Origin of the sequence: Ferrovibrio terrae (assembly GCF_943371255.1) — a bacterium.
Lineage (GTDB): Bacteria > Pseudomonadota > Alphaproteobacteria > Ferrovibrionales > Ferrovibrionaceae > Ferrovibrio > Ferrovibrio terrae_B.
In genome coordinates this window covers 1-6406 of the sequence record NZ_CALRUC010000167.1, presented here as the reverse complement: position 1 = coordinate 6406, position 6406 = coordinate 1, and the positions used below count along the sequence as shown (strand labels likewise).

Sequence of the window (6406 nt, the reverse complement as noted above, 5' to 3'; positions counted from 1 at the left end):
TCTGTACGCGATGAATAGAGCTATTTGATTTTGATGGTTAACGCAAGCAGGAATTTGCACGCGTTAGTTTTAAAAACCTGTCATGCAAACGTAGTGAGAGACAGGAGGAAAACGGCGGATTACGAATAGAAAAGACATTGAGAAAGAATACCTGTCTTCGGTGAAGTCTAATTTTTCCTTATATTTCAAATATATAATCAATTCAAACGTGGCATTCATCGAATCGGGTCGTGAGACAGATACACAACTGAAAGCTGCCCGTTGTATGCAGGAAATAGGCAAATAAACCTAACAATTACTGCAAGAATTCGTCAGAATTGCGCCCGGGCAGCTCAAATAACGGAGCGAAAATAGGCGATGGTCTCCTTGAGACCGTCTTCCAGCTTAACTTTTGGCTCCCAGCCGAGGGCCTGCTTGGCCTTGCTGATGTCCGGCTGGCGCTGTTTCGGGTCATCCGAGGGCAAAGGCTGGAAAATCAGCTTCGATGACGAGCCCGTCAGCCGCAATACGGCTTCGGCCAGCTCGATCATCGTGAATTCCACCGGATTGCCCAGGTTGATCGGCCCCGTCACCTCGGGTCCGCTCGCCATCAGGCGCACAAAAGCCTCGATCAGGTCGCTGACATAGCAGAATGAACGGGTCTGCGTGCCTTTCCCGTAAATGGTGATGTCCTTGCCCTGCAGCGCCTGCACGATGAAGTTCGAGACCACGCGGCCATCGTTGGGATGCATGCGCGGGCCGTAGGTGTTGAAGATGCGCCCGACCTTGATCTTCAGCTTGTGCTGGCGGTGATAATCGAAAAACAGCGTTTCGGCGCAGCGCTTGCCTTCGTCGTAGCAGGAGCGCAGGCCGATCGGGTTGACGTGACCCCAGTATTCCTCGGTTTGCGGGTGAACCTGGGGGTCGCCATAGACTTCCGACGTTGATGCCTGGAAAATCGTTGCACGCACACGCTTGGCCAGGCCCAGCATGTTGATCGCGCCATGCACGCTGGTCTTTGTCGTCTGCACCGGATCATGCTGGTAGTGGATCGGCGAGGCCGGACAGGCGAGATTGTAGATCTGGTCGACTTCGACATAGAGCGGGAATGTCACGTCGTGCCGCATGATCTCAAAGCTCGGATGCTTGAGCAGCGCTTCGACATTGGTACGGCGTCCGGTGAAGTAATTGTCGACACACAGGACGTCCATGCCGTCCTTGATCAGCCGTTCACACAGGTGCGAGCCCAGAAAACCTGCGCCACCGGTGATGAGAACTCGACCTGACTCACGCATTCGATCCCCCCAAGCGATTCACGTCGGATTCTCACCGACGATTCACAAACCTACCGAGGCCCCTTCCCCGGCACAAGCATCCAGGCGCTGCCACTGACAATTGCACCGCCTCCGGTGGCGGCTGCGGTTCAGTCCGCGGCCTGCATCAGCGTATCGGAGCGCACGATATTACGGCCATCCTGTTTTGCAGAATACAGCGCAGCATCGGCACGGCCGATGAAACCGGCGGCATCATCATCGCTGCGCAGAATGGCAACACCCACGCTGACGGTGGCGGAAATTGCGTGACCGTTGAAACTGAAGGCTGCGCCCTCAACCGTCTGCCTGATCGTCTCGGCCAGGCGCTCGGCATTGAACAGATCGCAGTTACGCAGCGCTACGAGAAACTCATCCCCGCCCCAGCGGCAGATCAGATCGGATGATCGCAAACTGGCACGAATCGCATTGGCGATGCCGACCAGCACGCGATCGCCTGCCAGATGCCCCATATTGTCATTGATCGTCTTGAAACGATCGACATCCACCATCACCACCGACAGCGGATGGTTCAGACGGCGCGCATCGCGCATCGCCTGGTCGACCAGAATATCGTAAGCATGGCGGCTCGCCAGTCCCGTCAGCTTGTCGGTCATCGCCATTGCTTCCAGCCTGCGCTGGAAGCGGTTGATGGTAAGCCAGGTCGCCAGCAGCACCAGAGCCGTGATCACGAAGCAGATGATCAGATTGATATAGAGCGCGCGCCTGATCTGCGCGAGATCGCTGTCCGCTTCCTTCTCGACCAGCAGATACCAGCCGAGTTCGGAAATGAAACGGACGTTGAGGAAGCGCGCACTGCCGCGATAATCATATTCAAAGTTCCGCGTCAGTCGACGCGACCATTCCGGCTTCAGCGCGGCAAGCGTGCCACGCTGCGAAACCTCATTTTCGGGAACAGAATTATCTGCGCCGACCAGAACGATGCGGCCCTCTTGGTCAGCAAAATAAACCGTGCGACCGAAGCGGCTCTGGTAATCGTCAATCAGCGTCCGTACCGCGTTGACCGTGAGGCCGATGCCGGCAACACCAATCAGGTTTCCGCTGTAATCCATCACGCGATAATTGATGAAGATCGTCATCGTATCCTGATTGGCAAGATCAGGATCGACATTGATCTCGTAAGGCAGCGTCATCTCGCGCACGCGAAAATACCATTCGTCGCGCGGCTCTTTTTCATCGACGCGTTTCAGGATTCCATCGGCGTGATAGTAGATGCGCGATGTTTCGGAAACGAAGAAACTGGTGACGGCACCATAGCGCCCTTTGATCTCGCGCAGATACTGCGTTATGCGATCGGATTCATGTTCTCCGTCCAGCACCCAGTCGCGCAGAAATGTATCGGTCGCCATCACCGAGGAAATGACGATCGGCTGCACCAGGTCTTTCTGGATTTCGGAATAAATGTTGTCCGAGGTGAGTGGCAGTTCCGTCTGCACGACGGCATCGCGCAAGGACTGGCGCGAGACGAAATAGCTCGCCAGCGATGTGGCCAGAAAACCGATCACCAGCAGCGCCGTCACCGTCGCCACCAGCAGACGCTTGTCACTCAGGACGAGCCGCATGCCCGCACCAGCCCCCAACTGAATTTCTCTCACAGAGATACGCGCATTACGGGCGGTTCGTACAGGGGCAGCGGGGATATTTTGCCCCGCCCTGCCCCTGCGTCATTGACCCGGATGGCACACCACTGCCTCAGAAGAAGCTCAGAACGAACCGCGCGCAGACCACTGTGAGGAACAGGCCGAACAGCACCTCCAGCTTCCGCTTCGGCAATGTATGCGCCAGCCTGGCACCGATCGGCGCCGTCCAGATGCTGGTCGGCACAAACAGGATGAAGCCGATCAGCGAGACATAGCCGAGTGCCAATGGCGGCTGCAGCGCAGCCACATCGGGGAATTCGGCGGCCCGCGGCCAGCCGGCGTAAATGAAACTGATCGCACCGGGCACCGAGATGATGACCCCCAGCCCCGAAGACGTCGCCACGGCCTGATGGATCGGCCGGCCGTAGAAGGTCATGAACAGGCTGGACAACTGCCCGCCGCCAATGCCCATCAGGGCAGACAGCACGCCGATCACGATACCGAAAGCCCGCATGCCAAGCGGCCCGGGGATATCTTCGGCCAGCTTCCAGCTGTCCTTGCCCAGCAGCAGGCGGAAGGCCGACAGGCCGGCCACCACCACGAATACGGCCTTGAACACATCCGCCGGCGCATAACGGGCGATCACGCCGCCGACCAGAACGCCGATCACCACCGGAACCGCCCAGATTTTCACGATCGACATGTCGACCATGCCCTTGCGTCGATGGGCATTGAACGAACGGATCGAGGTGGGAATGATCACCGCCAGCGACGTCCCGACACACAATGGCATGCGCACCTCTTCCGGCACTGCCAGCAGGGTGAACAGCTCATACAGCACCGGCACGATGACCGCGCCGCCGCCGACGCCAAACACGCCGGCCAGAATGCCCGTCACGGCGCCCGCGGCGAGCAATGCCACTGCCAGCCAGGCCAGCTCGGTATAGGGAATGCCTAGGATCATGATTTCAGTCTCGGACAAGGGGGAAACGACAAGGCCCGGCGCTGCTCATACGCCAGGCCGGGCAGGCGGTATAGAGTCGGTACAAAGATTGTCGGCCGGGGCGGCGCCTGCGACAACGGGTAGGATCGAGGGCGGATAGAAAAGGTGCATACAATCACAAAATATTGATTAAAAATTACTCAACTTCACTCGCGATCAAATTAATACAGCTCTCGAAATTCATCATAATATATTGATTTAATTGTCTTTTTTAATTCCGCCTAAATTGCGGCACGACTCTTGCTGCCCGTATAAGGCGAAGACCACTTCAGCCAACGGGACAGGGGGAATGTCATGACGTCAGGATTCAAACTCAGCCGCCGCAGCTTGCTGCAGGGAAGCGCCGCCCTCGGTGCCGCCAGCCTGGCCTCGGGTCTGCCGTTCAGCGCCGCCCATGCCAAGGATGTCGCCATCGGCTTCATCTATGTCGGGCCGCGCGATGACTTCGGCTACAACCAGGCCCATGCCCAGGGTGCCGCCGCACTGAAGAAGCTCGGCGGCTTCAAGGTGCTGGAAGAAGAAAATGTGCCCGAGACCGTCGCGGTCGAGAAGACCATGGAGTCAATGATCAACCTCGACGGTGCCGCCTTGGTCTTCCCCACATCGTTCGGCTACTACAACCCGCATATGATCAAGCTGGCCAAGAAATACGAGAAGGTCCGCTTCCTTCATTGCGGTGGCCTGTGGTCCGACAAGGATCCGGCCAATGCCGGCAGCTATTTCGGCTATATCGACGAAGCCCAGTATCTCAGCGGCATCGTCGCCGGCTACACCAGCAAGACCGGCAAGCTCGGCTTCATCGCCGCCAAGCCGATCCCGCAGGTGCTGCGCAACATCAACGCCTTCACGCTCGGCGCCAAGCTGGCCAATCCGAATGTCACCACGCAGGTGATCTTCACCGGCGACTGGTCGATGCCAGTAAAGGAAGCCGAAGCCACCAACGGCCTGATCAACCAGGGAGTCGATGTTGTCACCTGCCATGTCGACAGCCCGAAGGTGATCGCCGAAACCGCCGAGAAGCGCGGCATCATGGTCTGCGGCTATCACGTCGACCAGTCCAAGCTGGCGCCGAAAGGCTATCTCACCGGCGCCGAATGGAACTGGGAAGCGCTGTATCCCAAGCTGGCCAAATCGGTGCAGGGCGGCGAGAAGTTGCCGAACCTGGTCCGCGGCGGCCTCAAGGAAGGCGTGGTCAAGACCTCGGCCTATGGCGCGCTGGTGCAGGAGAAGGCACGTAAGCATGCCGATGACATCAAGGCCAAGCTGACCGCCGGCAGTTACGTGATCTTCAAGGGTCCGATCAAGGACAACAAGGGCAATACCGTGATTGGTACCGGCACCGAACGCGGCCAGACCGATATCGAACTGGAGAAGATGAACTATCTGGTTGAAGGCGTGCTCGGCGCCCTCGCCTGAGCCGCCATCCACGTGGAGGCGAGCCCGGTCAAACTCGACGACGGCACGGCCCGCTGGCAGGACATCCTGCGCAGCGGTGCCGAGGCCGTCGCCGTGCCGCTGCTTGCGGTGCTCGGCGCCCTTGTGGTGTTCGGCATCTTTGTCAGCCTTGCCGGCGTCAATCCGTTTGAGACGTATAACCTGATGTATGCCGGCGCTTTCGGCTCATGGTTCTCCTGGCAGAACACGCTGACGCGCGCCGCACCGCTGATCCTCACCGCCCTGTGCTGCGCCCTGCCCGCCCAGCTTGGCATGGTGGTGATTGGCGGCGAAGGTGCGCTGGTGATCGGCGGTCTTGCCGCGGCCGCGATCAGCCAGGCCTTGCCCGATGCGGCGCCGCTGGTGGTGCAACTGGCCATGGCGATCGCTGCGATGATGGCCGGGGCCGCCTGGATTGCACTGGCCGGCGGATTGCGGCACTGGCGCGGCGTCAATGAAACCATTGCCAGCCTGCTGCTGGTCTATATCGCCATTGCCGTGTTCAACCATCTCGTCGAAGGCCTGCTGCGCGATCCGGCCAGCCTGAACAAACCCTCCACTCCGCATATCGGCGATGCCAATATGCTCAGCACCATTCCGGGCACCGACATCCACTGGGGCCTCGCCTATGGCATCATCGCCTGCCTGCTGGCCTATATCCTGATCTACCGTACCACCTTCGGCTTCGGCATGCGGGTGGCAGGCGGCAATGTGAAGGCGGCGCGCATGGTCGGTCTTCCGGTTGGCAAGCTCGTTCTGGTCGCCTGCGGCCTCGCCGGCGCAGCGGCCGGTCTCGCCGGCATGGTCGAAGTGGCGGCCGTGCATGGCAAGGCGAATGCATCGCTGGTCGTCGGCTACGGCTATACCGGAATTCTCGTCGCCTTCCTGGCGCGGCATAATCCGCTCGCCATCATCCCAGTCGCCATCCTGCTGGGCGGCATCGGCGCCAGCGGCGGCCTGCTGCAGCGCCGGCTGGGCCTGCCCGATGCCACCGTGCTGGTGCTGCAGGGCATGATCTTCATCGCCATCCTGACCAGCGAAGTGCTCTACGGCCGCCTGCCATGGCTGAAGAAGGTGAA

Annotated in this window: 5 protein-coding genes; 2 read left to right on the top strand and 3 right to left on the bottom strand. The window is 59.5% G+C overall.

Annotation, left to right across the window (positions count from 1 at the left end; translation table 11 throughout):
• Window positions 1-332 precede the first annotated feature (332 nt).
• From AAG799_RS21760 to AAG799_RS21750, 3 genes are all read right to left on the bottom strand, one after another.
• Window positions 333-1274 (bottom strand): UDP-glucuronic acid decarboxylase family protein, encoded by a 942-nt coding sequence (locus AAG799_RS21760; RefSeq protein ID WP_341899137.1) that lies wholly within the window; start codon window positions 1272-1274, stop codon window positions 333-335.
• 128 nt (window positions 1275-1402) lie between these two features.
• The gene (locus tag AAG799_RS21755; protein WP_341899136.1) at window positions 1403-2872 is read right to left on the bottom strand and encodes a sensor domain-containing diguanylate cyclase; all 1470 of its coding nucleotides are present in this window, start codon (window positions 2870-2872) and stop codon (window positions 1403-1405) included.
• 130 nt (window positions 2873-3002) lie between these two features.
• Complete coding sequence (locus AAG799_RS21750; protein WP_341899135.1) at window positions 3003-3854, bottom strand: sulfite exporter TauE/SafE family protein; 852 nt, start codon at window positions 3852-3854, stop codon at window positions 3003-3005.
• A 333-nt stretch (window positions 3855-4187) separates the two neighbouring features.
• On the opposite strand from AAG799_RS21750, the gene AAG799_RS21745 reads away from it, so the two are divergent.
• Together AAG799_RS21745 and AAG799_RS21740 are read left to right on the top strand one after the other, a co-directional pair.
• On the top strand, window positions 4188-5309 hold the full coding sequence (locus AAG799_RS21745) for a BMP family ABC transporter substrate-binding protein (protein WP_341899132.1): 1122 nt from the start codon (window positions 4188-4190) through the stop codon (window positions 5307-5309).
• A 12-nt stretch (window positions 5310-5321) separates the two neighbouring features.
• Window positions 5322-6406 (top strand): ABC transporter permease (locus AAG799_RS21740; RefSeq protein WP_341899131.1); only part of this gene is annotated, 1085 nt, incomplete at its 3' end.